The 23,189-nt window shown below is 55.4% G+C and carries 19 protein-coding genes; 3 read left to right on the forward strand and 16 right to left on the reverse strand.

Going from position 1 to position 23,189, the window contains the following annotated elements; translation table 11 throughout:
- Positions 1–26: 26 nt before the first annotated feature.
- The 6 genes from ACW44H_RS10220 to ACW44H_RS10245 all read right to left on the reverse strand — a co-directional run bounded on the left by ACW44H_RS10220 (position 27) and on the right by ACW44H_RS10245 (position 6,459).
- Positions 27–953 (reverse strand): electron transfer flavoprotein subunit alpha/FixB family protein, encoded by a 927-nt coding sequence (locus ACW44H_RS10220; RefSeq protein WP_457504364.1) that lies wholly within the window; start codon positions 951–953, stop codon positions 27–29.
- A gap of 14 nt (positions 954–967) precedes the next feature.
- Positions 968–1,717 carry an electron transfer flavoprotein subunit beta/FixA family protein gene (locus tag ACW44H_RS10225; protein ID WP_457504365.1) on the reverse strand — a complete coding sequence of 250 codons (750 nt, stop codon included), beginning with the start codon at positions 1,715–1,717 and terminating at the stop codon, positions 968–970.
- Positions 1,718–1,857: 140 nt separating this feature from the next.
- Complete coding sequence (locus ACW44H_RS10230) at positions 1,858–3,246, reverse strand: hypothetical protein (protein ID WP_457504367.1); 1,389 nt, start codon at positions 3,244–3,246, stop codon at positions 1,858–1,860.
- On the reverse strand, positions 3,243–3,710 hold the full coding sequence (locus tag ACW44H_RS10235; protein ID WP_457504369.1) for a PaaI family thioesterase: 468 nt from the start codon (positions 3,708–3,710) through the stop codon (positions 3,243–3,245). The genes ACW44H_RS10230 and ACW44H_RS10235 overlap by 4 nt, the downstream gene beginning before the upstream one ends.
- Entirely contained in the window at positions 3,707–5,308 is a 1,602-nt protein-coding gene (locus ACW44H_RS10240) for a class I adenylate-forming enzyme family protein (RefSeq protein WP_457504370.1), read from the reverse strand. The genes ACW44H_RS10235 and ACW44H_RS10240 overlap by 4 nt, the downstream gene beginning before the upstream one ends.
- A complete protein-coding gene (locus ACW44H_RS10245; protein ID WP_447044313.1) occupies positions 5,308–6,459 on the reverse strand; it encodes an acyl-CoA dehydrogenase family protein in 1,152 nt (383 codons plus the stop codon). The genes ACW44H_RS10240 and ACW44H_RS10245 overlap by 1 nt, the downstream gene beginning before the upstream one ends.
- Positions 6,460–6,694: 235 nt before the next feature.
- Between ACW44H_RS10245 and ACW44H_RS10250 the strand changes: the two genes are divergently transcribed.
- The 3 genes from ACW44H_RS10250 to ACW44H_RS10260 all read left to right on the forward strand — a co-directional run bounded on the left by ACW44H_RS10250 (position 6,695) and on the right by ACW44H_RS10260 (position 10,397).
- Entirely contained in the window at positions 6,695–8,227 is a 1,533-nt protein-coding gene (locus tag ACW44H_RS10250; RefSeq protein WP_457504371.1) for a 3-hydroxyacyl-CoA dehydrogenase, read from the forward strand.
- A 36-nt stretch (positions 8,228–8,263) separates the two neighbouring features.
- Complete coding sequence (locus ACW44H_RS10255) at positions 8,264–9,472, forward strand: 3-oxoadipyl-CoA thiolase (RefSeq protein ID WP_457504372.1); 1,209 nt, start codon at positions 8,264–8,266, stop codon at positions 9,470–9,472.
- Positions 9,473–9,575: 103 nt separating this feature from the next.
- Positions 9,576–10,397, forward strand: coding sequence for an IclR family transcriptional regulator (locus tag ACW44H_RS10260; protein WP_457504373.1), 822 nt, complete (start codon positions 9,576–9,578; stop codon positions 10,395–10,397).
- Here ACW44H_RS10260 and ACW44H_RS10265 read toward each other — a convergent pair.
- The 10 genes from ACW44H_RS10265 to ACW44H_RS10310 all read right to left on the reverse strand — a co-directional run bounded on the left by ACW44H_RS10265 (position 10,390) and on the right by ACW44H_RS10310 (position 23,064).
- Positions 10,390–12,246: a protein kinase domain-containing protein gene (locus ACW44H_RS10265; protein ID WP_457504374.1), complete on the reverse strand. Its 1,857-nt coding sequence runs from the start codon at positions 12,244–12,246 to the stop codon at positions 10,390–10,392. The genes ACW44H_RS10260 and ACW44H_RS10265 overlap by 8 nt on opposite strands.
- Positions 12,247–12,257: 11 nt before the next feature.
- Entirely contained in the window at positions 12,258–13,544 is a 1,287-nt protein-coding gene (locus ACW44H_RS10270) for a 2-oxo acid dehydrogenase subunit E2 (RefSeq protein ID WP_457504375.1), read from the reverse strand.
- Positions 13,545–13,582: 38 nt separating this feature from the next.
- Positions 13,583–14,560 carry an alpha-ketoacid dehydrogenase subunit beta gene (locus tag ACW44H_RS10275; RefSeq protein ID WP_113270694.1) on the reverse strand — a complete coding sequence of 326 codons (978 nt, stop codon included), beginning with the start codon at positions 14,558–14,560 and terminating at the stop codon, positions 13,583–13,585.
- Between the two features lies 1 nt (position 14,561).
- A complete protein-coding gene (locus ACW44H_RS10280) occupies positions 14,562–15,764 on the reverse strand; it encodes a thiamine pyrophosphate-dependent dehydrogenase E1 component subunit alpha (protein ID WP_457504377.1) in 1,203 nt (400 codons plus the stop codon).
- Between the two features lie 219 nt (positions 15,765–15,983).
- Entirely contained in the window at positions 15,984–16,757 is a 774-nt protein-coding gene (locus tag ACW44H_RS10285; protein ID WP_457504379.1) for an ABC transporter permease, read from the reverse strand.
- Complete coding sequence (locus ACW44H_RS10290; protein WP_457504380.1) at positions 16,750–17,712, reverse strand: ABC transporter ATP-binding protein; 963 nt, start codon at positions 17,710–17,712, stop codon at positions 16,750–16,752. The genes ACW44H_RS10285 and ACW44H_RS10290 overlap by 8 nt, the downstream gene beginning before the upstream one ends.
- Positions 17,709–18,908 carry an ABC transporter permease gene (locus tag ACW44H_RS10295; RefSeq protein WP_457504382.1) on the reverse strand — a complete coding sequence of 400 codons (1,200 nt, stop codon included), beginning with the start codon at positions 18,906–18,908 and terminating at the stop codon, positions 17,709–17,711. The genes ACW44H_RS10290 and ACW44H_RS10295 overlap by 4 nt, the downstream gene beginning before the upstream one ends.
- 45 nt (positions 18,909–18,953) lie before the next feature.
- Complete coding sequence (osmF, locus tag ACW44H_RS10300) at positions 18,954–19,880, reverse strand: glycine betaine ABC transporter substrate-binding protein OsmF (RefSeq protein ID WP_457504384.1); 927 nt, start codon at positions 19,878–19,880, stop codon at positions 18,954–18,956.
- Positions 19,881–19,968: 88 nt separating this feature from the next.
- A complete protein-coding gene (gene cysS, locus ACW44H_RS10305) occupies positions 19,969–21,378 on the reverse strand; it encodes a cysteine--tRNA ligase (RefSeq protein WP_457504386.1) in 1,410 nt (469 codons plus the stop codon).
- 6 nt (positions 21,379–21,384) lie between these two features.
- Entirely contained in the window at positions 21,385–23,064 is a 1,680-nt protein-coding gene (locus ACW44H_RS10310; protein WP_457504388.1) for a glutamine--tRNA ligase/YqeY domain fusion protein, read from the reverse strand.
- Between the last annotated feature and the right edge of the window lie 125 nt (positions 23,065–23,189).

The following is a 23,189-nucleotide window of genomic DNA, read 5'->3' on the forward strand; positions in this document are numbered from 1 at the left end:
CCCCTTTCGGGGCTTTTAGGGAGCTTTTACAACTTACTTTCAAGCTCCGGCAGAATCTCGAACAAATCCCCCACCAGGCCATAGTCGGCGACTTGGAAGATGGGCGCTTCGTCGTCTTTGTTGATGGCGACGATCACTTTTGAATCCTTCATGCCCGCCAGGTGCTGAATCGCCCCGCTGATGCCTACCGCAATGTACAGGTCGGGTGCGACGATCTTACCGGTCTGACCGACCTGCATGTCGTTGGGCACAAAGCCTGCGTCGACCGCCGCGCGGGAAGCACCGATGGCGGCGCCCAGCTTGTCGGCAATGCCGTCGAGCAGTTTGAAGTTGTCGCCGTTACCCATGCCGCGTCCACCGGAGATCACCACCTTGGCACCGCCAAGTTCCGGACGATCGCTCTGGGCCAGCTCTTCTTTGACGAAGCGGGACTGGCTGTTGTCAGCGACGAAATCCACCGCTTCAATCGTAGCGCTACCACTGGTACCCACCGCATCGAAGCCGGTGGTCCGCACGGTGATCACTTTCAGCGTGTCGTCGCTTTTGACCGTGGCAATGGCGTTGCCGGCGTAGATCGGGCGCAGGAAGGTGTCGGCACTTTCGACGCCCAGCACGTCCGACAGTTGGCTGACGTCTTTCAACGCGGCGAGGCGCGGCAGGACGTTTTTGCCGGTGGTGGAGGCGCTGGCCAGCACGTGGGTATAGCCATCGGCCAGTTCGACCAACAGCGCGCCCATGGGCTCAGCGAGCTGGTGGGCGTATACGGCGTTATCGGCAACGCGTACTTTGTTGACGCCGTCGAGTTTTGCGGCGGCGTCTGCCGCTGCCTGGACGCCGTCGCCGGCGACCAGAATATCAATTTCACCACCGATGGCCTGAGCGGCGGCGACCACGTGGGCGGTGGCGCCGGCCAGTTGGCCTTCATGGAGGTCGGCAAGTACCAGAATGCTCATGAGATCAGCTCCTATTAAAGCACCTTGGCTTCGTTTTTCAGTTTGTCGATCAGCTCGTCTACCGAGGCCACTTTGATACCGCCTTTACGCTCGGCGGGCGATTCCACCTTGAGCAACGTGACCTTGGACGCTACCTCGACGCCGTAATCGGCGGGGGTTTTAACGTCCAGCGGCTTTTTCTTGGCCTTCATAATGTCCGGCAGTTTGGCGTAGCGCGGCTCGTTAAGGCGTAGGTCGGTGGTGACGATCGCGGGCAGCGTGAGTGCCACGGTTTGCAGGCCGCCGTCGATTTCTCGGGTGACGTTAACCGTGTCTCCATCGACCGCTACTTCCGAGGCAAAGGTGCCCTGGGGCAGGTTGGTCAGCGCAGCGAGCATCTGGCCCGTTTGGTTGTTGTCAGTGTCGATCGCCTGTTTACCCAGGATCACCAGGCCGGGCTGTTCTTCTTCGACGACCTTGGCCAACAGCTTGGCGACCGCCAGCGATTCCACGCGTTCGTCGGTTTCGATATGGATCGCGCGGTCCGCGCCCAGCGCCAACGCGGTACGCAGCTGCTCTTGGGCGGCTTTGGGCCCGACCGTGACGGCGACCACTTCCGTGGCGGCACTCTTCTCTTTCAGGCGCACCGCTTCTTCCACAGCAATTTCGCAGAAGGGGTTCATGGCCATTTTGACATTGGTCAGGTCAACGTCCGAGTGGTCCGCTTTAACACGGATTTTGACGTTGTAGTCGATGACGCGTTTTACCGCGACGAGAATTTTCATAAGGCATGCTCCGAGTACTTAAACATCTCTAATAAACTAGCCCGCTCTTTATTTCGCATAGCAAAATATTATTTCATTTTATGATCGATACAATAAAAAAACGTCATGCAAAGGTCAAGGCTTCCTTTTGTTGCGGTCTATTAAAACGGTGACCAAGCAAACCATGCTGCCAGTAAGGGGATTGAGGCTAACAGAAATCTACCATTCCAGCGGTAACCAATCTGTTGGGCAGGCACACCGGTAAAGCGCGACAAAATCAACATTGAGGCAGTCATAGGCGAGGACATCAGCGCCAGCGCCCAACCCACCATTAAGGATGCACCGATTAGCGCAGGCGAGAGCCCTTCAATACCTAGCGTTGGCAGCAACCCCACCAGCAAGGTTACCGTAACGATAGGATTGATGCCTACCTGGGCAAGCCCCACCACCATCAGCATAGCCAGCACGGCATTAAAAGCGCCCCACGGGTTTAACACCACAAGCAGCGGCGCGAGCTGCTGGGTATCCACCAAGCCCACGCATAAATGCCCCAGATAGCCTGCTGCCCCCAGCACCACGATTTCATTGGCACTGGGCAAAAGCAGCCAGGGCAGTTGGCGATGCATGGTCGTCACCGCTGCGGGCACTCCACCATAGCCCAGCCTGCGACGCTGCCAGGCAAGCCATATCAACGCCCCTGTGGGGGCGCCTAACAGCGCGGCAATCGGCAAGCGCAGCTGCAAAATCCAGGCAATGCTAAATACCAGCGCCACAATCGCAAGCAGCAGCACGCTGAAGTGGGCCAACGGGCGTAGCGAGGGCGCGGCTATCCGGGCTTTATGAGCAGGAGGGTGCGGTCCGGTGAGAAAATCTACCGCCCACCCCGCCATAAAAATCAGCCCGGCAGCCCCTAGAATATAGGGTGCCAGCTGTAGCCAAGTGACTTGGGGAAGGCTAGATAGCACCACGGCCACCCCGATGCCCATGGGGGAAATCAGCGGCGCCAGAGAGAATCCACGCAGTAGCGCCAGCATCATGCGGCGCTGGCGGGCCGTTTGCACCCAGGCGCGCCCCTGGGCCGCACTTAGGGTGTTGCTCTTCTCGATCATGCCGGCAAACAAATTCAACACGCCAATATTGAGAATGATGCCAAACAGTGCAGAGCCCAACGATAAAATGGGGTAGCGGCGGCTGGGGGGCTGAAGCAGCATGCTCTGCCCACAGCGGCGCACTAAGCGTGAGCGATAGGCAGGCAAGCGCAGCATACTAAGCGCCACCACAAAGGTGGCAAAAAAGGCGAAACGCCCGCTCGCCTCAAACAGCAGCAGACCCGGCGATGGTGAACGCCAAAGGGCTAATAGCGTTAGTGCGCCCGCAGCGAGCAGCAACCCTTTGGCCATCCGGGTAAGTTGCCCTTTTAGCGTAATCAAGTAGAGCAGCAGCGCTCCAATACCCGCGGCTTGCCACGCCACGCTGCCACCCACCAAATGAATCAGCGTGGCCAGCGTAACCAGCAATAAGCAGGAAACCCGCAGGCGGGCTTGGCTCACTCGGTAAGCTCTCTCAACTGAGGGTCGGGAACGCCTTGCGATGATTCGCTGGCGCTGCGGCGGCGAAACGAACCTTCTCCCATGGCCACTAGATTGCCCTGCTCATCAACGATCTCACCGTTGGACATGTAGGTTTTTTGGCCACCTCCGCGCAGCGTGCCCGTTGCCCGCAACACGCCTTGCTTGGCAGGCCCAACAAACGTAGTGGTGAGTGATAGCGTCATGCCCCGGCGAATATTACCCGGCACTTCACAATGCAGCCCCGCCAGACTCAGCGCGCTATCCAGCATCGAGGCCAACACGCCACCGTGCACATTGCCGCTACGGTTAAGGTGCTTCGACTCAATGGTCAACTCCACTACTGCACGCCCTTCCTCCCACTCCACCATGTGCATGCCCAGCAATTCGTGGTAGCCCATCAGTGCCTGGGGGTTGGTGGCGTTAGCGCTGTCTGTTTCGCTCATAAAGCGCTCTCCTGCTGCGCCAAATCGCGCAGCCGCCCCTTGAGAATCTTGCCGCTGGCAGTAGAAGGCAGAGCATCCATTAATACGATTTGGGTAGGTCTTTTGTAAGGCGCCAAACGCTCGGCGATAAACGCTTTAAGCTCAGCCATATCGACCTCAAAACCCGGCTCACACTGCACAAAAGCAACGACTTCTTCATTGCCTGCTACTTGACGCCCCACCACCGCGGTTAAGGTCACCGCCGGATGCTCATTGATCACCGCTTCCACATCCGGCGGGTAGATATTAAAGCCTGAGCGAATAATCAGCTCTTTACTGCGCCCGACGATGTAGAGCTGATCGTCATGATCCAGCTTGGCGATATCGCCGGTATTGAGCCAGCCATCCTCAGTTAAGCTGGCGCGGGTGGCCTCAGGCTGGCGGAAGTAACCCTTCATAATATTGGGGCCACGCACCCACAACTCACCGATTTCTTCGCCCGCGTTTTCGGCGGTACCGCTACTACCCAGCGGCTCTAATCGATACTCCAACAGCGGCAGCACACGGCCAACGGTGCTGCTGGTGTGGCGATCTTCGATACGCGTTTGGCTAATAGTGGGGCTGGCTTCGGTGAGCCCGTAGCCATTGTGCAGCGTTAAGCCGAAGGCGGCTTCCACGCGAATTTTGGTATCACTGTCCAGGGGCGAACCGCCTGCAGAGATATAGATAAGCGCAGGCGCTTCCAACGCGCGCTGTTCGCGCTTCAGATACTCCAAAGCACGTGCATACATGGCAGGCACACCCTGCAGTACGGTAATGCGCTCCTCTTTCAGCGTTGCCAGCAGATGGGCTGCTTCAAAGCGCGGTACGGTATACAGGCAAGCACCATTATACAGCGACCCCATGCAGACAGATGAGAGGCCAAACACGTGGGACATGGGCAGCACGCCATACACCCGTTGCCCTTCGCTTAGGTGGCGCATGCCGCCGGAAATCGACGCGATATACAGAATGCCGCGGTGGGTGAGCATGACACCTTTGGGGGTGCCGGTGGTGCCTGATGTGTAGATCATTGCCGCGACCTGCTCAGCACCGCTGGCATGGACAGGCTCTGGCTCGCTATCAAATAGCGGTGAGATCGCCAAACCGCCCAACTGCGGATGCTGATAGCGGTCGGCGACATGTCGCTCGGCATGCTGGGCCGCCTCTTGGGAGGCTTCGCAGGTATAAAAAACCCGGCGCGGCAGGCAGTTGTCCTGGATCAAATCCACTTCCTGGGCGGAGAGGCGCGAATTCACAATCGCGACCCAAACATCCATTTCACTGGCAGCCAACAGCAGCACCACCAGCGCACGGCAGTTTTCACTGACCGTCATAATACGGTCGCCGGGACGCACGTTCAGAGAGGTTAACCACTGACAGGCGGCATGGATCTCTTGCCCCAGCTCGGCGTAATTCCAGCGAACGGTGCCATCCACCAGGGCGGGCTGGTCCGCTAGACGCTTGGCATTTTCCAGCACGCGGGTACTTAACCGCTCGGGTAGTTCCGCCACCAGTTCACTGGCGAGGCGCCCAAAAATATTCTCGTCCGGTGCTTGATAGGAAACCGACAAAGCCATCAGGACGCCTCCCGCACCATATTCCGGGCGATTACCAACTGCTGAATTTGGGTCGTTCCTTCATAAATACGGAACAGTCGAACATCGCGATAAAAGCGCTCAACGGCATATTCAGACATATAGCCCGCGCCACCGTGAACCTGCACCGCGCGGTCGGCCACCCGGCCCACCATTTCGGCGCAGAACAGCTTGCAGCAGGAGGCCAGTGTAGAAACATTTTCACCGTCATCCTTGCGCCGCGCGGCGTCCATCACCATGGTTTTGCCAGCGTAGGCTTCAGTTTTGCTGTCCGCCAACATCGCCTGAATCAACTGATGCTCAGACAACGCAGCACCGAACTGCTTGCGCTCCATGGTGTAGCGTAATGATTCATCCACCAGGCGTTCCGCCACCCCCACACAGACCGCCGAAATATGCAGACGCCCGCGGTCGAGTACTTTCATGGCCGTCTTGAAACCCTGTCCTTCTTTGCCGCCAATGATGTTTTCAGCGGGCACGCGGCAGTTATCAAAAATAATGTCGCAGGTATGCGCTCCTTTCTGACCCATCTTGTTATCCGCCGGGCCGCGCACCAAGCCGGGCGTATTGCCCTCAACAATAAACGCAGAAATACCCCCCGCCCCTTTATTCTCAGGGTCGGTACGCGCCATCACGGTAAACAGGTCGGCTTCGGGCCCGTTGGTGATATAACGCTTGGTGCCGTTCAAAATGTAGTGATCGCCATCGCGTACGGCCGTGGTGCGTAGGCTGGCCGCATCGGAGCCTGAATCCGGTTCGGTCAGGCAGAATGAGCTGAGTATCTCGCCAGTGGCCAGGCGCGGCACATATTTGGCTTTCTGCTCCTCGGTGCCATCAATCAGAATGCCCTGGGCCCCAATGCCGTTATTGGTACCGAACACCGAACGAAATGCCGGGGAGGTCTTGCCGATTTCCATCGCCACCAGGGCTTCCTCTTCCATAGTGAGACCGAGACCGCCGTACTCTTCAGGAATCGATAGCCCGAATAGCCCCATCTCCTTCATTTCCGCCAGAATCTCGGGGGGCACCGCATCCTCTTCGGCGAGTCGTGCTTCGTTGGGAATCAAACGCTCGCGGACAAAGCGGGAGATAGTATCTACAAGTTGATTGATCAATTCGGGATCACGAATCATGACGGCTCCTGGTGGCAAAGGACTGCTTTTATCGTTGGAATAGCACGTGAGTACGTGTGAAAGTCGAACGTAACTGGCGTTATTTCACCATGCGAAATTAACGCTCGCGTTGCTTGTCAGGCACTTTTGCATAGCCTAGGATGGCAGTCAATAATTGAAACAGTATTTTGCACTGCAGAATACAACTAACAAATAAGCAGGCATAACAAGCCCAATAACCGAGAGGATTTGGCATATGGCTAGTGAATCAACACCGTCTCCCTTTACCACACTGGGCATTGTGGGCACCGGGGCCATGGGCCGCGGCATTGCCCAATTAGCCGCTCAGGCAGGTCTTAACGTGATGCTTTTTGACGTCAAGGAGGGAGCGGTCAGCGAGGCACAGCGCTTTATTAATGGGCTTTGGCATAGAAGTGCTGAAAAGCAGCGCATCACTAGCGAACAGGCACAGCAATATAGTGAGCGATTGGTCGAAGCCCAAGAACTACACGCCCTCGCTACCTGCGATATCGTGGTCGAAGCGATCGTCGAGAAACTCGAAGCCAAACAGGGGCTGTTTAGCGATTTAGAAGGCATTGTCAGCCAGGATGCCGTGCTAGCGACCAATACCTCCTCCCTCTCGGTAACCGCAATTGCTGCTGCCTGTCAGCACCCAGAGCGAGTGATTGGCTTTCATTTCTTTAATCCTGTGCCTCTGATGAAAATCGTAGAGGTGATCCCTGGGCTGCGCACTGACGACGAGGTTACCCAGCGAGTCAATGCGCTGGGCGCCGCTATGGGCCACTTTACCGCGCAAGCCACCGACACACCGGGATTTCTCGTGAATCACGCCGGGCGCGCCTTTGGCACCGAAGCGCTGCGAATTCTCAGCGAAAGCGTGACCGACCCTGCCACAATAGACCGCATTATGGTTGATCAGGGCGGTTTCCGAATGGGCCCTTTTACCCTGCTTGACCTTACCGGCCTGGATGTTTCCCATGCGGTGATGGAGTCGGTGTATCACCAATACTATGAAGAGCCACGCTTTCGCCCTTCCCCACTCACTCGCCAGCGCCTCACGGCGGGTTTATTGGGACGCAAAACCGGGGAAGGCTTTTACCGCTATGTAGACGGCCAGCAGCAACTGCCGGATGAGCCCGCCATTGCACAGGCCTCCCCATGTCCGGTGTGGATCAGCCAAGACGACCCTGACAGCGCCGCCCAGCTAGCTGAATTGGTTAACACCGCGGGCTGGCCGCTAGAAAGTACCGATCAGCCGTCCTCGCAGGCGCTCTGCCTGCTCACACCGTTGGGTGAAGACACGACTTCGTGCGCCCTGCGCCAAGGCTTGAATGCAGAGCAGTGTGTGGCGGTTGATATGCTGGCCGGGCTAGATAAACGCCGCAGCCTGATGGCCTCGCCGATTACCCTTCCTGAAATGGTTAACGCCGCCGCTAGCCTGCTCAATGCCGATGGCACGCCGGTTAGCAAGCTTCACGACAGCAACGGTTTTGTGCTGCAACGGGTGGTGGCATGCATCGTCAACGTCGGCGCCGATATCGCGCAGCAAGGGGTCGCTGAACCCGCCACCATCAACCGTGCGGTAGAGCTCGGCCTGGGCTACCCGTTTGGCCCGCTGCGCATGGGCGACCACTACGGCGCTTCGCGCATCATGACCATCCTTAATAATCTGCTGGAAGCCACCGGTGATCCCCGCTACCGCCCCAGCCCGTGGCTGCGCCGCCGCGCCGCGCTCGGTATGTCACTCACTGACGGGCCAACAAGCTAACACAGCTTGGGTTTACACAAATAAAGGAGAATAACGATGCAAGATGCCTATATTTACGACGGATTACGTACCCCTTTTGGCCGCCATGGCGGCAGTTTGGCGGCCATTCGCCCGGACGAGCTGCTAGGCCTGACCTTAAAAGCACTGGTGGCGCGTAACCCTTTTGCTCCAGAAAGCTATGAAGAAGTGCTGGCAGGTTGTACCAACCAGGCGGGTGAAGATTCGCGTAACGTGGCACGGCACGGTGCTCTCTTGGCGGGCCTGCCTATCGAGGTAGCAGGCCAGACCGTCAACCGTCTGTGCGGTAGCGGCTTAGCCGCTATGATGGATGCTGCCCGCGCCGCACGTTTAGGTGAAGGCAAGCTGTTTTTGGCGGGCGGTGTTGAATCCATGTCACGTGCGCCTTACGTACTAGGCAAAGCAGACTCGCCCTACGCCCGAAACCAGCCAATGTACGATACCGTCATTGGCTCACGCTTCCCTAACCCGTGGATTGCTAAAGAGTACGGCAGCCACAGCATGCCGGAAACCGCAGATAACATCGCCCACGACCTCAACATCGGCCGCGATGCCAGTGACGCCTTTGCCGCCCGTTCCCAGGCACGCTATGCCCAGGCGTTGGCCGCAGGCTTTTACGATGGCGAGATGTTTGGCGTCGAGGTGCCACAGGGACGCAAACAGCCACCTCTGTTAGTGGATAAAGATGAGCATCCTCGCCCCGGAAGCACAGAAGATAAACTGGCCAAGCTAGGGCCTCTGTTTGAGGGCGGTGTGGTAACGGCAGGTAACGCCTCCGGGCTGAACGACGGCGCGGCGGCAATGATTGTCGGTTCTCTTTCAGCAGGTGAGCGCGCCGGGCTCGCTCCGCGGGCGCGTATTGTAGCTAGCGCCGTGGCAGGCGTCCCGCCACGCGTGATGGGGCTGGGTCCAGTGCCCGCTTCGCAAAAGGCATTAGCCCGAGCGGGTCTGACCCTTGACCAGATGGACGTGATTGAAATTAACGAAGCCTTCGCGGTTCAGGTACTCGGTTGCGTTCAGCAACTGGGACTCTCGGCCGACGATCCGCGTTTGAATGCCAACGGCGGTGCGATTGCTATTGGCCACCCACTGGGTGCCTCAGGTGCCCGCTTGGCGCTAACGGCGCTGCGCCAGCTAGAAGTGACCGGCGGTCGTTATGCGCTGGTGACCATGTGTATCGGCGTAGGCCAGGGCATTGCCACGGTCATCGAACGCCTGGATGGCTGAATCGATTTAACAAGGAAGGCCTTTTCGTTGATGGGCACGAAAACTGCCCCTATGTAGATATGCGATAATGGACGCCATAAGCCACCTATTGTTGGGACACTGAATGCAACCCACTGACACAGATGCTGACGAGCCGCAACTGCCTGGGAAAGATCGTAATTTTGTGACCGCGCTGGCGCGCGGTCTAGAACTGCTACGTGCTTTTGGTACGGGTGAAGAGTATCTAGGCAATGCCGAACTCTCCAATCGAACTAATATTCCCCGGCCTACGGTGTCACGGCTGACCTATACGCTGACCCAACTGGGTTACCTGCAGCACAATACGCATCTGGAAAAATACCGTCTTGGCCCCGGTGTGCTGGCGCTGGGCTATCGTTTCCTGGCTAATATGGGGATTCGCGAAGTTGCCCGACCGCATTTGCAGAAATTTGCCGATGCCACCGACTGTAATGTCAGCCTAGGCAGCGCTGACCGTAGCGACATGGTTTATCTGGAAACCTGCCATGGCAGCGGACCACTGATCATTCGTCTGGATGTGGGTTCGCGGCTGCCCATTGCCACTTCTGCTATTGGTCGCGCCTGGCTTTGCGGCTTGCCTACCGCCCGACGCCAGCAGTTAATGCATGAGCTGGCTGATTTTCATGGCAGCGACTGGCCAGCGCTGGAAGCCGGTATCCAGCAGAGCTTGAACGACTATGCCGAGTATGGTTTCTGCCTATCAGAGCAGGATTGGCAGCGCGATATCAGCGCCGTGGCCATGCCGCTCATTCTGGAAGATGGCGCCGAGGTTATGGCCATCAACTGCGGTGGCTCCAGCCTGCGGTTGGATCATGACCGCCTCGTTAATAACCTGGGGCCGCGCCTGAAAGAGGTAGCAGAGCAGATCAAGCAAGAATTGGCGCCCCGTTACCGCTCTGCTAGGTAGCGTCGTCGAGTGATAACCGTTTGACATACTCCCGCGGGTCGCGGGGGTAGTAGCGTTCAGGCTGGCTTTCTAGATGGGTGAAATAGCGGGTGTCTTTGTACGGCATCTTCATGTAGCCCGATACACCCAACCCCTCAATTTGGTTGACCGACGCAAGGATGCGGGCCAGCAGTATCCGAAACTCCCTTTCCCTGGCGGGATCGAGCAGGCGGTAATAGCTATGTATTTTGAGGTGCTGGGGTAATGCTTCAAAAATGATCATGCCGGTATGGTGGATATCATTCAGCTGCTGCAGTACCTGCATGATCGCCTCCGGCAGTGCTAACAGCTCTTCGGGATCGGGACCATCTTCAAAGTAGCTATGCTGACGGGTGCGATCTTCAAGCTCCGGCACTGCACTCAGCTCGTAGCTAATAGCCATGCTTGGCTCGCTGACAAACGTCTCCTCGGCGGAAGCGCGCTCCAGATGAAGAGTTTGGCGGGCATTGAACAGGCAGCTCTTGAACACCCCCTGGCGGTGAATGGCGCGCGCCAGGTGCACCATATTATTCACCGCTTCAATAAAGGCGGGCTTCAGCGCCGGGTCATGAAGGTTGAGCGACGAGTCAATGTATACCCCTTCACGCTCCCAGCGTACCGCCAACCCACCTACCACCGGATATTTGCCCAACCGGCTGACCGATGCCAGAAAGGCTTTCTCGGTTTCTCCCATCCCCTGCATGAACTGTTTGTAATAGCGGTCGAGCTGCACATCGTTGACGTCATTAAGCGTTTCCTGCGCTGTCGCTTCACGCAGAAAGGCTTTGCGCGAGCTATACACCACGGTATCGATCTCCTGCCGGGCAGGACGTGCCCAAACCGGCACTAGCGGCACCTTTACAGATTCGGGGAGATCAATCATCACGACCCTGGCCATTCTCGCCATGTTGGCTAAAAAATAGTCGCCTGCTGTACGCCGAACCTGAGGGTCGGGGTCGAGCATACCATCCAGCGTGCGGGCAAATTCCATAGGCAAACCCAGCGAGCTGGCTGGAATAGCGCGATGCCCAAAACGACAGGATTGTGCCGAGGCCAGTGCGTACAAGGTGCCCGCAGTGCCCTGCTCATCAAAGCGCGGCGATGACAGCGCACCGTTCAACTGCTCTTCACCGATAAAATAAACATCGCCCAGGCGAGCATTGGTTTGCTGCAGGTTATCCGACATTAGCTCCATCACATTAGCGCCCACAAACTGCAGCTGGGCATCCAACTGGGCAAACACCGATGAGCCCCAGTCGATTAGCGCAATAGACTCATGCACGATGTCATACACCAAGTTAGAGGGTTTAATATCGCCATGCACGACGGGACGCGCCTGAGGGCCGGACTCCCGGCGCAATGCGAGGAGGATATCGGCCAACTGCGCGGCTATACGTACAATCAGGCGTGGTGAGAGTCGCCCCTGCTTGAGCGATACCTGCTCTAAATTCCAGCCGGGTGCACGCTCCATCACCAGGATGGATTGCCCCCTGGAGCGCTGGTAGGCAATAAGGCCTGGAATGCGTGGATGAGATACCTGATCGAGCATAAACGCCTCTTCTTCGAGGCGCTCTTGCAAGTGCGTGGGGAGGGTAATGCGCGAGAACTTGAAGACATAATGGGCTGTAATGCCTTGGTTGACGGTGCTACCGGCAAATACAAAACCATAGGCGCCCTTACCAATTAACTCGATGCCCTGATAACCCAACTGGGTGAGCTGTGCCTGGCACAGCGCCACCCAATCCTTGAGTTTACGGGCATCGTGATGGCTCAGCAGATATACCGACTGCTCTTCGGGTATATAAAACTGCTGTAGCGTTGATTGGGGCATAAGTCGCCTTGCTAGCCCAAGTGAAGCAACATGGTCTCGGGATCTTCCAGAAAGCCCTTCCAGGCATTGCAGAAGCGGGCAATGGTGCCTCCATCGATAAAGCGATGATCCCCCGCCCAGGTGATTGTCATAATAGCGCGTCGCTGCACCGCGCCCTGCTCATCGAACCTCGGTAGCCATTGCGTTTTACCAATCGCCACAATCGCGGCTTCCGGTGCATTGATGATGGGGGCAGCGTAGGTGCCGCCGAGCGCACCAATATTGGAAATACTGATGGTTCCGCCTTTGAGATCCGCTTGATCAACACGCCCTTCCCGTGCAGCCGTGGTTAATCGTCCAACTTCGCGGGCAATCTCCAGCAACGTCAGCTGCTCAACGCTTTTAACATTGGGTACCATCAGACCCGCTTTGCTATCCACTGCCATACCAATGTTGCACTGAGGGTAGTAGTGCAGTTCATCACCCGTCGCATTTAGCTGAGCGTTTACAATAGGTTGTTCGGCGACTGCTAACGCCATGGCTTTCATAAAAAATGGCATTAGCGTTAGCCGCTCGCCTTGGGCTTCTGCCAACGGTTTTAAGCGTTCGCGCAGAGCCAGCAGCGCGGTCACGTCGATCTCTTCTCCATAGTGAAAATGGGGAATCGTGCTAGCCGCTTCGACCATTCGCTTGGCCATCACCGCGCGAATGCCGCGGAGCGGTTCTACCCGTGGCGCCTGCGTATCGGGTAATGATTGACTGGCTGGGGCCGCTGGTTGCGATGTTTGGTCCAGATGCGCCAGCACATCTTCTTTCAGTACTCGGCCATCTTTGCCACTGCCAGCAATATCCTTGAGCAGAAGAGAATGTTCACGTACTAAACGCCTTACGGCAGGGCTTGCCGGGACTTTGCCAAGTAAGCCACCCGTAGCAGCTCCCGGTGCCTGGGTTGATGCATGTATCGATGCCTCTGCCTGGGATGAGTCTGTTTTCGATAAATCTGCGGATAGCTCTACCGGCAGTTCAGCAGGTGTCGGTTCGCCTGTTTTTGTCTGGCTTTCACTTGCACTCGCCTGGCCCTCTCCGTCAACTTGATAGGCATACAGAGGCGCATGTACTTTAGCAATCTGCCCCTGTGCAACGTAGAGTTTGGTCACCACCCCCGCTTCGGGTGCGGTTATCTCTACCAGCGCCTTGTCGGTCATGACTTCGACGATAGGCTGGTCTTCTTCAATTTGATCGCCTTCTGCGACGCGCCATTCGACGACTTCGCACTCGACAATACCTTCGCCGATATCAGGCAGTAAAAAATCGCTCATTGTTATTCTCCCCACGCATTCTTAGGCTATTTAAGCCATTAAAAATTAACGCTTTCGCGAATCGCTTCAAAAATTTTCAGGTGATCAGGCAGATACTCTTTTTCCAGCACCAGAGGAAAAGGCGTATCCAGCCCTGTCACCCGAGCAATGGGCGATTCCAGGTAGAGAAAACAACGCTCTTGAATGGTCGCGGCAATTTCACCTGCAAACCCACCGGTTAACGGTGCTTCATGGCTCACTACGAGGCGTCCTGTCTTCAGCACTGATTCAGCGACTGTATCAGCATCCCAGGGCAGCAGTGAACGCAGGTCGATCACTTCACAAGCGATGCCTTGCTCTTCTGCTAACTCAACTGCTTTGCCGATGACTTCCATCTGCGCACCCCAGCCCACCACGGTAATGTCGGTGCCCTCCTTGGTGACTTCGGCCTCGCCAATGGGCAGCTGATAATCGTCTTCGGGGACCTCGCCTACCGCTGCACGATAGAGACGTTTAGGTTCGAGGAAAAGCACTGGATCAGGGTCGCGAATAGCGGCAAGTAACAGCCCTTTAGCCTGATAGGGATTGCGCGGCACCACCACTTTTAAACCGGGGGTATGGGTGAAATAGGCTTCAGGAGACTGGGAGTGATAGAGGCCGCCGGCGATCCCCCCACCATAAGGGGTGCGAATGGTCAGCCCACCCACATTGAACAGATCGCCCGAGCGGTAGCGGAACTTGGCCGTTTCGTTAACGATTTGGTCAAACGCGGGAAAGATATAGTCGGCAAACTGAATTTCCGCGACGGGTACCGAGCCTTGCGCCGCCAAGCCGTTGGCAAAGCCGATAATGCCCTGTTCGACCAGCGGCGTGTTGAAGCAGCGAGCCTTGCCGTACTTCTCCTGTAAATGGCTTGTTGCGCGGAAAACACCGCCGAAAATCCCCACATCCTCACCAAAGCAAATGACTTTTTCGTCTTCTGCCATGGCGATATCCAGCGCGTTATTGATCGCCTGGAGCATATTCATTGTGGCCATGTTATGCCTCTCCCTGCGGATCAGTGTCTGTGCCTACGTCTAAGTCCAACGACTTTACTCCTCGGGGATAAGCCTCTGGGTAGCGACGGATATGGCGTTTTAACTGGTCAAACTGACGCTGAAGCGCTGGTGTGATATCGGCATACACGTCGCTGATCAAGCTCTCAAGCGGTGGTGATGAACGCTTTTCGGCCCGCTTCAAGGTTTCAAGTACTTCACGACGCAGATTTTCTTGCTGGGTGGCTTCTTCCTCTTCACTCCACCACTGTTTCTTCAATAGCCATTTTTGTAGCCGCAGCAAGGGATCTTTGGCGCGCCATATCTCTTCTTCATCTTTTGAACGGTAGCCTGAGGGGTCATCAGAGGATGAGTGTGCGGCAAGGCGGTAGCTCATAGCTTCGATCAATACGGGCTGGTTGCGCTCAACGGCGATTTTGCGCGCTTGACGGGTCGCTTCATAAACTGCCAGCACATCGTTGCCGTCCACGCGTATCACATGCATGTGATAACCAAACGCCCGGGGGGCGATACCATCGGCGGCGAACTGCTCGACGGCAGGCGTGGAAATGGCATAGCCATTATTGCGGCAGAAAAAAATAACCGGCACTTGATGTACTGATGCCATATTCAGTGCGGCGTGGAAATCGCCTTCGGAGGCAGCGCCTTCACCAAAAAAGGTTAATGTGCAGTGGCCGTTACCAGCCAGTTTCTGCCCATAAGCATAACCTGTCGCCTGAGGAATCTGAGTGGCCAGGGGGGACGAGATGGTCATATAGTGAAGCTTGCGCGAACCATAGTGGATCGGCATTTGACGACCTTTGCCGTAGTCCAACTCATTCCCAAATAGCTGGTTCATAAACTCATCAATTGAGAAACCGCGATACATCAAGGCACCCTGTTCACGGTACTGGGCCATGATCATATCGGCATCATCAAGCGCGGCGGTAGCGCCTACCACAGCTGCTTCCTCACCCGTACACTGCATATAGAAACTAAGCCGCCCCTGGCGCTGGGCAGCCATCATTCGTTCATCCAGGATGCGCGTAGCCAACATTGCTTGGTAAATGCGCCGGGCATGATCACGCTCAAGTGCTGGTTCGGTGGCGCCGCTATGTAGCTCGCCTTCTGGGTTGAGCAGGCTAAAGGTAGGAATTGAAATTTCGTCGCCGGTCATGAAATCCGGCTGATATACATACTGTGTCATCATTATTGTCCTTGTTTTACCCCTTTTGAGGGCAGTGTTGTTGGTATTGACCGTTTATGCCAGTGGATTTATCTGTCATAAGCCAACACAACACCTAGCTACCACAACGTTTAGGACAATAACGCAGCACAACAACTTTAGGGATACAACTTAAGGCGCAGAGATTAAGGGAAGAGGGTAAGGGAAGAGGGTAAGGGAAAGAGGTTAAGACAAAGTAAGTTATGCCGCAGAAAGACGGGAACGTAATTGGCGCTGCAACAATTCAAACAAGCTGTCGACCGTCAAGGCCAATAATGCAATGGTCAATGCGCCCTGTACCACATAGGCCATGTTTCCGTTCACAATACCGGAAATAATGGGATCGCCCAGATTACTAGCCCCCACGGTAGCCCCAAGGGCCGCGGTAGCAATATTAATGGTCACCGAGGTGCGTATACCCGCCAATATTACCGGAGCCGCCAGCGGGAGTTCGACCTGACGCAACACTTGCGCCGATGTCATCCCCATGGCATGTGCCGCTGTTTTAATGTCCTGCTCCACTTCCTGCAGACCGGTAAGTGTGTTGCGCACGATCGGCAGTAACCCATAAAGTATTAGGGCGACAATAATTGGCAAGGTGCCAAACCCCAATACGGGGACCGCCAACGCCAGTACGGCCACTGGTGGAAACGTTTGTCCAAGTGAGGCCAACTGGCCGACCAAGGGTAAAAAATCACTGCCACGCTCACGTGTAACGGCGATGCCTGCTAATACGCCAACGCTAATAGTCACGACCGCTGCTATTCCTACCACCAGCAGATGTCGCCCGAGCAGCACATAAAAATCAGCTCGGTCATAAACCACTTGACGGGAATCGGGCTCTACCCACCGAAATAACGGCTCGGCTACGGACATTCCTACGACACTGACCAGCAACAATCCTCCCCATATTAGCGGCCAGCGCCAAAAAGCAGCTTTTTGTTGTAACGGCGCAACGCTGAATGAATTATTCATGTGCGCTTCCTTTGTCCAGTTGAGCCTCCTTAATAAGCCTACGCAGCGAAAGCTCACCAATAGGCACATCATGCTGGTCTACTACAGTAAGCCTATCGCTGTGATCACGCAGCATCATGGACAACGCTTGGCGTAACGTAAAAACCGCCGGTATGCGTGAATGGGCGGGCAAGGTAGGACCCAACGAGGTCATATGATCTTTAACGCGCGTTAATGCCGCCTGCTTGAGACCCCGCTCGAGCCCTCCCAACATTGACTCAACAAACGCGTCGGCAGGCTGTTGCAATAACGCCAGCGGAGAACCTTGTTGCACGATTCGCCCTTCCCGCATGACCACGAGGTGGTCCGCCAACTTTAGGGCTTCGTCCATATCGTGAGTGACAAATACCACGGTCTTATGCAGCCGCGCCTGAAGCTTGGCCAACTCATCTTGAAGCTTTTCACGGGTAATAGGATCGAGAGCGCCAAAAGGCTCGTCCATCAACATAATATCCGGGTCTGCTGCGAGTGCACGTGCTACGCCTACCCGTTGTGCCTGGCCACCGGAAAGCTGGTGAGGATATTTGTGCGCGAACTCACCTACGGGCAAACCGAGTAAAGCCATCAACTCTTCTACCCGCGCTTGAACATCCGCCGCTGACCACTTCAATAAACGTGGCACTAAGCCGATATTGCGCGCCACGTTCCAGTGAGGAAACAGCCCAGTGTGCTGAATCACATAGCCAATCCGACGGCGTAGCTTCACTGGGTCATACGCCTCAATCGCCTGCCCATCAAGAATGATGTCACCTTCGCTGTGCTCAATTAAGCGGTTGATCATACGCAGCGTGGTCGATTTTCCGCAGCCAGAGGTACCCACTAGCGCACAGAATTTTCCTTTCGGCACTCGCAGCGAAATATCATTCACCGCGATATCATCACCAAACCGCTTAGATACATGGGAAAGCTCAATCATCTTGTTCCTTCGGGTCGCAGTGCTTCAGCTAGGGCACCTAAGCCCGCATCAACCACCAGAGCCAGTATTAAAATGGGCAACGCACCGAGCAAGACCATATCCATAGCCGCCTGGCCTAGGCCTTGAAAAATAAAGGTGCCCAACCCACCCGCGCCAATCAAAGCGGCAACCGCTGTGAGCCCAATGGCCTGAACAGTGGTAATTCGCACCCCTTCCAGCAGCACCGGCAGCGCCAGCGGCAAGCGCACCTGCCAAAAGCGCTGACCGGCGCGCATCCCCATGCCTTTGGCGGCTTCTAAAGTGTTAGGGCTGACTTCTTCAAGCGCGATGTAGGTATTACGCACCATGGGTAGCAGGCTGTAGGCGATTAAGGCGATCAGCGCAGGCGTTGTGCCGATCCCGCTAACTCCAAGCTGATCTAAGAAAGGCACATTCTCAGCAAGCCAAGCTAGCGGCGCCAGCAGCAGACCAAAGAGCGCTAGGCTGGGTATGGTCTGAAGAAAATTGAGCACCGAGAATGCGGCCTTCTGTAGCCGTGCATAGCGTCGCATTAACATCGCCAGTACCAAACCGACTAACACACTGCTACTGACGGCGATTCCCACCAGCGCCATGTGTTGGCCTATAGCGCGAAGGAACTGTTGATCGCGCGCTCTGAACTCTTGAACCAGGGCAAGGCTATCGAGCCAAAACGCTGCACAAAGCCACCACACTAGCGCCACGCCACATAACAGCAGTGTGGGCCAGAGGCGTGAAAGATGTAACCGCAAGCGTATTTCTATTAAGCACAACAGAAGTACAAATAGCACCACCCAGTACGCTGCACCCAAACCTAAACGTGCCTGGGGAAGCTCAGGATCAATCAGTAAATAACTACTCGCTATCAAGCCGACAGGCATGAGTGCCATTAACAACAGTACCGCCGCTAATAACGCGCGGTAGTGACGTATGCTCGGCTGCCACGCGAGAATAGCAATGGAGGAGAGTAATAAGGTGGCTAACAACGCGCCGGGCCAGCCAAAGGCTTCTAGCGCACCATAGCCTGTCCCTAATACAATCCGGTTAGGCGCCATACTAACCACGTCAAAGGCCCAGAACGTGATTAGCATGATAAGGCTAAGGCTTAATAGCACAATATTAGGGTGCCGTCCCTCCCAACGAAGCCGTGGGGTGGGCAGTGCATCCATTAGCGACATTAATTAGTTATCCCAGGCAGCATTGGTTATTAAGAGCAACAACCATTAATTATTAAGCGAATCGAGGTAGTCGCTAACCACTTGCGTCGGGGACAATCCATTCACGGCAACATCTGCATTAAGCGTTTGCAGGGTGTCCTCGTCGAGGGTGGCAAAGACGTCGTTGAGCAGTGTTTGGATATCAGGATAAGCTTCCAATACACTTTCACGCACCACAGGAGCTGGCTGGTAAACAGGCTGCACACCTTTAGAATCTTCCAAGACAACCAGTCCCAATGCGCTTAACCCACCATCAGTGCCGTAGGTCATGGCGGCGTTTACACCGCTCGTTTGCTGGGCTGCAGCCCGCATAGTGGCGGCGGTATTGCCGCCAGAGAGCACCAGTAGCTGTTCATCGCTCAGTTCAAAGCCGTAGGCTTCCTGGAAAGCGGGTAGCGCCTGCGCTGATTCGACAAACTCAGCACTCGCTGCGAATTTGAACTCCCCGCCATCAGCCAAATAGGCAGCGAGATCTTCCAAACTGACTAACTCATGCTCTTCAGCAACATCTTCTCGAATGCTCATTGCCCAGGTGTTATTGGCGCTAGCGGGTTCTAGCCAGATTAAGTCTTGTTCTGCATCACGTTCACGTACGGTGGCATAGGCTTCCTCTGCATCGTTCCAAACCGGACTATCGGTCATATCAAAAAAGAACGCACCATTGCCCGTATATTCCGGGTACACATCAATCTCGCCAGCCTCCAAGGCAGAGCGAACTACGCTGGTGCCACCCAGCTGTAAGCGATTTTCGGTTGGAATGTCGTGGCGTTCCAGGGTTTGAATGATTAGTTCACCTAATACCGAACCTTCCGTGTCGATCTTAGAGGACACCACGACCGGCTCATTGGCGCTGGCCTGGGAAAGGGAAATAGTGGAAACGGCACAGGCAGCAATTAACGACTTAGCAATGTTAGAATTAGCTGAAAAGCGCATCTTTGAATTCCTTTTGAAGTGGGCTTTTTTAACAGAGGCTCTTAAGCAGTATAAGAGCCATGAGCGTTTAAGTCAGAGCCTGCAGCGTTTATGGTGTTTCCAATATCCAGGAAGTACCTTCTCGTGAGTCTTTAAGAATAATCCCTAGCGCCGCAAGCTCATCGCGAATGGCATCCGCTTGGGCAAACTGTTTATTTGCTTTGGCTTCCTGGCGCTGTGCGATTTTAGCTTCTATTTCGCTTTCGCTAAGCGGCGCTCCCTGTTGCTGCGTGCCTTTTAGGAACGCTTGCGGTGCTTGCTGCAGCAGCCCCAAAATCGCCCCTAGCTGTTTGAGCTCACCCCCAAGCTTAGCGGCTTCGCCTGGCTGCTCTTGTTTGGCGCGGTTGAGTTCACGGGCCAACTCAAACATCACCGCTAGCGCTTCAGGTGTGTTGAAATCATCGTCCATGACTTGAGTAAAGCGCTCAAGGTAGGCCGAAACACCACTATCGGTGGTTGGGGTATCCAGCTCAACCCCTTCTAAAGCCGTATACAAGCGCACTAGTGATTTACGCGCTTCGGTCAGTGAATCGAGCGAATAGTTGATCGGGCTACGATAGTGACTAGCGACCAGTAAAAAACGCACGACTTCAGGATCGTGTTCGGCCAGCACATCGCGAATGGTGAAAAAATTGCCCAGCGACTTGGACATCTTCTCCTTGTTCACCCGCACTGCCCCGGCATGCATCCAGGTGTTGACGTAGGTCTTGCCCGTAGCCGCTTCGCTTTGCGCAATTTCATTTTCATGGTGCGGAAAGGTTAAATCCGGTCCGCCCCCATGAATATCGAAGGTTTCACCCAGGCAGCAGGTCGACATTGCCGAGCACTCAATGTGCCAGCCAGGCCTGCCGTTTCCCCAAGGTGACACCCAGTGCGCCTCACCCGGCTTAGCAGCCTTCCAAAGTACAAAATCGAGTGGGTCTTCTTTATGAATATCCACATCAACTCGTGCGCCTGAGCGCATATCGTCTAGTTGACGATTATTGAGCTTGCCGTAATCGGCAAATTTACGTACTCGGTAGTAGACATCGCCGTTCTCTGCTGCGTAGGCAAAGTCTTTTGCAATCAGCGTTTCAATCATCGCCACAATATCGTCGATATGGCCCGTAGCGCGGGGCTCATGACTGGGTGGCAAAACAAACAGACGCCGCTCGTCTTCGTGCATGGCGTCAATCATGCGTTCGGTCAGTGCGGTGATGCTTTCGCCATTTTCGTCGGCGCGCTTGAGAATCTTGTCGTCGATATCGGTAATGTTGCGTACGTAGTTCACGTCGTAACCACGCTCTCGCAAATAGCGTGTAATAACGTCAAAAGCGACCATTACGCGGGCGTGTCCCAGGTGGCAATAGTCATACACCGTCATGCCGCAGACATACATGCTCACTTTACCCGCTTCAAGCGGGGTGAAAGGCTCTTTGCGACGCGTCAGCGTATTGTAAATATGCACTTGGCTACTCATGTTTTTCTAGCCCTTCTGCTTGATTTTTGCCCAGCTATCTTTCAATCCCACGGTACGGTTAAACACCAGGTGTTCCGGCGTCGAATCGTGACGATCAGCGCAGAAGTAGCCGACGCGCTCGAACTGGAAGCGTGACTCGGGCGTCGCTGAGGCAAGGCTCGGCTCACCAATTGCCTGGCAAACCACCAACGATTCTGGGTTCAAGTGCTCCAGGAAATCGACATCTTTGTCACGATCGGGCTGCTCGACGGTAAACAGATTATCGTAAAGACGTACTTCCATCGGTACGCCATAGGCCGCACTGACCCAATGAATGACACCTTTGACTTTACGCCCCTCGGGGTTTTTACCCAGCGTATCGAAATCGACCGAGCAATGCAGTTCGCTGATTTCTCCAGCGGCGTCTTTAATGACCTCGTCACAGCGAATCACATAACTATTGCGCAGACGCACTTCTTTGCCCGGCGCCAGGCGGAAGAACTTCTTAGGTGCATCTTCCATAAAGTCTTCTTGATCGATATAAAGCTCGCGGGTGAAAGGCACCTTGCGCACCGTCATATCTTCACGTGCTGGATGGCCGGGCACGTCATAAATCTCTTCGTGGTCTTCCGGCACATTGGTCAGCACGACTTTTAGCGGCTTTAACACGCACATGGCGCGCGGCGCATTGTCTTCTAGATCCGAACGAATCGCGTGGGTCAACATGGCGATATCGACCAAACCACCGTCAGCCCGGGTGACACCAATCATTTCGCAGAATTTACGAATAGACGCCGGCGTGTAGCCGCGGCGACGCATGCCGGAAATCGTCGGCATCCGCGGGTCGTCCCAGCCATCGACAATTTGCTCATCCACCAGCAGCTTCAGCTTACGCTTGGAAGTTAGGGTGTAGTCGAGATTGAGCCGTGCAAACTCGATTTGCCGCGGTTTCGCGGGCACAGGAAGGTTATTTAAAAACCACTCGTACAGCGGTCGGTGATCTTCAAACTCCAGGGTGCAGATCGAATGCGTAACACCTTCAATGGCATCCGATTGACCATGGGTGAAATCGTACGAAGGGTAAATTTTCCACTTATCGCCCGTTTGGTGATGGCTTGCGTGGCGAATGCGATAAAGGATTGGATCGCGCAAGTTGATGTTGGGTGAGGCCATATCAATTTTAGCGCGCACGACTTTTTCACTTTCGCCGAATTCACCATTTCGCATACGTGCTAGCAGATCCAGGTTCTCTTCGGCGCTGCGATCCCGATAGGGGCTGGGTGTACCCGGTGCGGTAAGAGTGCCGCGATACTCACGAATCTCATCCGGCGAAAGGTCATCGACGTAGGCTTTGCCTTCCTGCATCAAGTGCTGCGCCCAGGTATAAAGCTGGTCGAAGTAGTCAGAGGCAAAACGCACCGGGCCTGCCCATTGAAAGCCTAACCAAGTGACATCTTCTTTGATGGCATCAATATAGGCCTGCTCTTCTTTAGCCGGGTTGGTATCATCAAACCGTAGATGACATTCGCCACCCAATTGCTCCGCCAACCCGAAATTGAGACAGATCGACTTCGCATGGCCGATATGCAAAAAGCCATTGGGCTCTGGGGGGAAGCGTGTCACGATTTTAGTGACCTGGCCGCCCTCGATTTCGTCGCGTACTTGGTTGCGAATGAAGTTCGGCGCTGGGGTGGTCTCGTTGGTCATGGTGGTGTTGATAACCTCGTGGTGGATGGCGTACTGAGCCGTGAGGACATAGGATAACCCTATAGCCCTTCGCGGTGCAGGGCAAAACAGCTATTATAACGTGACGCCGATGCACAGCGCCAAGG

The sequence above is a fragment of the Vreelandella sulfidaeris Esulfide1 genome (genome assembly GCF_054072535.1).

Coding starts and splice junctions, on each gene's coding strand:
- ACW44H_RS10250 (WP_457504371.1), top strand. CDS start 6,695: ATGGCTAGTGAATCAACACCGTCTCCCTTTACCACACTGGGCATTGTG.
- ACW44H_RS10310 (WP_457504388.1), bottom strand. CDS start 23,064: ATGACCAACGAGACCACCCCAGCGCCGAACTTCATTCGCAACCAAGTA.
- cysS (WP_457504386.1), bottom strand. CDS start 21,378: ATGAGTAGCCAAGTGCATATTTACAATACGCTGACGCGTCGCAAAGAG.
- ACW44H_RS10245 (WP_447044313.1), bottom strand. CDS start 6,459: ATGATTCGTGATCCCGAATTGATCAATCAACTTGTAGATACTATCTCC.
- ACW44H_RS10280 (WP_457504377.1), bottom strand. CDS start 15,764: ATGACACAGTATGTATATCAGCCGGATTTCATGACCGGCGACGAAATT.
- ACW44H_RS10255 (WP_457504372.1), top strand. CDS start 8,264: ATGCAAGATGCCTATATTTACGACGGATTACGTACCCCTTTTGGCCGC.
- osmF (WP_457504384.1), bottom strand. CDS start 19,880: ATGCGCTTTTCAGCTAATTCTAACATTGCTAAGTCGTTAATTGCTGCC.
- ACW44H_RS10260 (WP_457504373.1), top strand. CDS start 9,576: ATGCAACCCACTGACACAGATGCTGACGAGCCGCAACTGCCTGGGAAA.
- ACW44H_RS10285 (WP_457504379.1), bottom strand. CDS start 16,757: ATGAATAATTCATTCAGCGTTGCGCCGTTACAACAAAAAGCTGCTTTT.
- ACW44H_RS10290 (WP_457504380.1), bottom strand. CDS start 17,712: ATGATTGAGCTTTCCCATGTATCTAAGCGGTTTGGTGATGATATCGCG.
- ACW44H_RS10275 (WP_113270694.1), bottom strand. CDS start 14,560: ATGGCCACAATGAATATGCTCCAGGCGATCAATAACGCGCTGGATATC.
- ACW44H_RS10240 (WP_457504370.1), bottom strand. CDS start 5,308: ATGGCTTTGTCGGTTTCCTATCAAGCACCGGACGAGAATATTTTTGGG.
- ACW44H_RS10235 (WP_457504369.1), bottom strand. CDS start 3,710: ATGAGCGAAACAGACAGCGCTAACGCCACCAACCCCCAGGCACTGATG.
- ACW44H_RS10265 (WP_457504374.1), bottom strand. CDS start 12,246: ATGCCCCAATCAACGCTACAGCAGTTTTATATACCCGAAGAGCAGTCG.
- ACW44H_RS10225 (WP_457504365.1), bottom strand. CDS start 1,717: ATGAAAATTCTCGTCGCGGTAAAACGCGTCATCGACTACAACGTCAAA.
- ACW44H_RS10295 (WP_457504382.1), bottom strand. CDS start 18,908: ATGTCGCTAATGGATGCACTGCCCACCCCACGGCTTCGTTGGGAGGGA.
- ACW44H_RS10220 (WP_457504364.1), bottom strand. CDS start 953: ATGAGCATTCTGGTACTTGCCGACCTCCATGAAGGCCAACTGGCCGGC.
- ACW44H_RS10270 (WP_457504375.1), bottom strand. CDS start 13,544: ATGAGCGATTTTTTACTGCCTGATATCGGCGAAGGTATTGTCGAGTGC.